Origin of the sequence: Brenneria corticis (genome assembly GCF_003115855.1) — a bacterium.
GTDB lineage: Bacteria > Pseudomonadota > Gammaproteobacteria > Enterobacterales > Enterobacteriaceae > Brenneria > Brenneria corticis.
The window spans coordinates 1-329 of sequence record NZ_KZ819148.1 but is presented as its reverse complement, the minus strand read 5'-3'; the positions used below and the strand labels follow the sequence as shown (position 1 = coordinate 329).

General features: G+C 55.0%; 1 protein-coding gene. It reads left to right on the top strand.

Annotated elements, in window-relative coordinates; translation table 11 throughout:
* A partial coding sequence (locus tag DDT56_RS24530; RefSeq protein ID WP_168197691.1) for an immunoglobulin-like domain-containing protein occupies positions 1-329 on the top strand: 329 nt, incomplete at both ends.

Genomic DNA, 329 nt, shown 5'->3' with positions numbered 1-329 from the left:
CTACGGTGCAGATTAGCGACACCACCGATACCACTACACTAACGTTGGGTGATGTGACCGTGGCGGAAGGTAGCGATAGCGCCACCGTCAGCGCCACGCTAAGTAATCCTACTGACCGAGCCTTTACGGTGACGCTAAGCAATGGCGCGACCATTACCTTTGCGGCCGGAGCGACAACTGGCACTTCATCGACCTTTGCGGTGCAAGGGGATGATGTTTACCAAGACGGCGAAAGCTACACCATTCGTGTAACGGATGCGGGCGAACATAACTTTGAGCAACTGGATACCAGCGATACGGCAACGGTAACCGTCACCGATACGGTGGAT